Source organism: Litorimonas sp., from assembly GCA_029936425.1.
GTDB lineage: Bacteria > Pseudomonadota > Alphaproteobacteria > Caulobacterales > Maricaulaceae > Litorimonas.
On the sequence record JAPYSU010000046.1, the window covers coordinates 1 to 3,017 of the forward strand.

At 46.1% G+C, this 3,017-nt stretch carries 2 protein-coding genes; both read left to right on the top strand.

All coding sequences use genetic code 11. The features are described 5' to 3' along the window. The coding region (locus tag ACN0IC_RS14810) for an RNase H-like domain-containing protein (protein WP_416879547.1) at positions 1-2,718 on the top strand (2,718 nt) is incomplete at its 5' end. Continuing rightward, positions 2,693-3,017 (top strand): hypothetical protein (locus ACN0IC_RS14815; RefSeq protein WP_416879548.1); only part of this gene is annotated, 325 nt, incomplete at its 3' end. The genes ACN0IC_RS14810 and ACN0IC_RS14815, both read left to right, overlap by 26 nt.

Sequence of the window (3,017 nt, forward strand, 5' to 3'; positions counted from 1 at the left end):
CTTGAAGAATCTAACATAATAAAGAAAGTGAGCGAACCCACAAGATGGTGTGCTCCATCTCATTTCGTGACAAAGAAAGTGAAGGACAAACTACGCCTAGTGACAGACTACACCTCCCTCAACAAAAATGTGAGCAGACCAAATTGTCCTTTCCCCAGCCCAGCGGAGTTGGTGAAAAGAATCCCACACGGAACCAAGGTGTATGCAACGCTGGACGCCCTTCACGGATATTTCCAAAGAAGATTGTCAGAAGAAAGCTCCTTCTTGACAACGTTTCTCACGGAGTGGGGCAGGTTTCGCTACTTAGCTTGCCCCATGGGGATGGTGTCCAGTGGCGACCTGTTCATTGAGGCCATGAATGACATTTTGGAGTCTTTGTTTGAATGGTGCTTGCTGGAAGTCGATGACATCCTGGTGTGTGCCGAGAGCTTGGAGCAGCTGGAGGAGCGACTGAACATCATCTTTGAGAGGTGCAGGGAGAGAGGACTGCAACTAAGCAAAGCCAAGTTTGTCATTGGATCAACAGTAGAATTTGCCGGCTTCCTCATTGACGAGGAGGGTGTCAAACCTCTTCCTTCAAAGATAGAAGCTCTCACTCAGTTTCATGTTCCAACAGATGTCAGTTGTTTGAAATCATTTCTCGGACTTGTTCAAATTTTCACGAAGTGGCATCCTGACTTGAGCCAACAGGGTGTGTTACTGAGGACACTCCTCAAGCAAAGAAATGCCTGGGTCTGGACTGAAGATCACCAAAAGGAATTTGATCAGTTGAAAATGAGCTGTGCGGCCTATGTTGGCCTAAAGCCATTTGACCCTTCCCTGCCGCTGGTGCTCATCACCGATGCAAGCCGCATCTTCGGACTTGGCTTCATTCTATATCAGCCAACCGGTTCTGGTTCAGCAAATGTGTTGCAATGTGGTTCTTCAGCACTCAATGATGCCCAAAAGAATTACGCTGTGATAGAGTTGGAGTGCCTCGCCATAGCATGGGCATTGGACAAAACAAAGTTCTTTACAAGAGGGACACTCACACACATAAAAACTGATCACCAGCCTCTGTTGGGAATCTTTAAAAAGCAAATCAGAGATGTTGGAAGCAGGCTCCAAAGGATAAGAAGGCAGTTAGCAGGATTCAACCTGAGTCTCTCCTACTTGGAAGGTAAAAACAACAAGGTGGCTGACTGCTTGTCCAGAAACCCGGTCTGGCGCTTTTCTGAATCAGAAAAAGATGTATTACACTTTGACAACATGGAGTTTGCTGTGAACAAGATTGACACAAACAAGTCCAACATGAATCTAGTGAGAGAAGCCAGAAATGATGACAAAGACTATCTGGATGCTATTGTTGCAATGAAGAATGGACTCACAATTTCAGATCTGAAGAAAGATAACAAATTACACGACTTTCAAAGCAAATGGGATTATTTGAGCATAGTGAATGATGCAGATGAAACCGAGTACATTTGTTACGGAGAAGCAATATTTGCACCACAAGGCGCTAGGAAGAAAATAATCGACAATTACCACAGAAGTCACCAGGGTCACGTCAAAATGATGCAAACGGCAAAGAGTGAATTCTATTGGCCCACAATCAACTGTGATATTCTGAATAAGACCAAAGGATGTGACACATGCTTGGTTCATAGTGACAGCAAACCCAGGCACCCACTCAAATGTGAGGAAAGAAATGATATGAACAATTCAGTTCCAATGCAAAGTGTGTTCATGGATTTTGGAAAATGTCAAGGAAAAGACTACATATTTGCATGTGACCAGTTCTCTGGCTACCTATTCATCATTGAAATGAGATCAACAACAGCTAGTGCAACAAGTAAAGCTTTGGACAAACTCTTTGAACAAGTGGGTAGGCCAGGAACAATCTGCAGCGATGGGGGCCCTCCATTTAGGAGCAAGGAGTTCAGAGACTTTTTGTCCACCAGAAACATCAGCCAAAGGTTGAGCAGCCCAAGATACCCGGAGTCCAATGGGATCGCTGAGAACAGTGTTAAACAAGGGAAAAGACTTCTGATAAAATGTGTTGAAAACAAAGAGGATATCAGCAGTAAATTATTCCACTTCAACAATGTCATCAGAGCAGGATTCACACAGTCACCTGGTGACATGTTCCACCAAAGAAAGTTGAACACTGATTTCAGCAACTTCCTACCCAAGGAACATGATCATCAGAAAGCAGTGGTTGAAAGAGAGGAAGCAAGGGAAAAGGCAATCAATAATGACAGCAAAAATGTGAACCCTAAATCAAATGAAGAGTTTCACATTGGTGCAAAAGTTAGACTGCAAAACTACAGGACAGGTCTCTGGGACCTGAAAGGTCTTATTGTGAAAAGACTGTCACACACAACAATGGATGTCATGGTACCTGATTCTGGAAAGGTTTACACTCGAAATGTCAAATTCATTAAACCAGAAATAGTTTCCAGAAATGTGAAACTGAGTGGCAATGTGGAGGAGTGTGAAGACAATGAGTTTGATGGAAAATCACAAGAAGTGACTCAGCAGAGAGAACCCGTGCAGCGCAGGGTCCGGTTCCAGCTGCAGCCGCCAGTCTGCTCCCAGCCCACTGACAAGCCACTGCCCAACTCCCATGACTCTCTGCTCAGACAAGGGATTCGACCCGTGGCAGTTCCCCCCGCCACCCTTCACTCCAGTGCACGCCTGTCAAGACGGGAAGATGGCGGATGGGAACGAGGGAAATAGGATAAATCAGGATATCAACGTGGAGAAGCGTACCTACACCTTCTTTTCCTTTCACACTAACACTCTGATGCTGATGGTGGTGATGGTGGTCATTTTTGTGATGTTTTACTGTTGCATGAAGAAGCATGTGAGCAGCGCATGGGGCCGCGTCCAGTCGCTGATCTCTGGCCCCGGGGTGGACCAGCTCCCCTCCTTCCAGCAGTACGCCCACCAGCAGAACCTGCCCATCAACTACACCCAGCCGCTGCCCATCGCCTACGCCCAGCCTCAGGCAATTGCCTATCAGCCCAGGAGGGCCC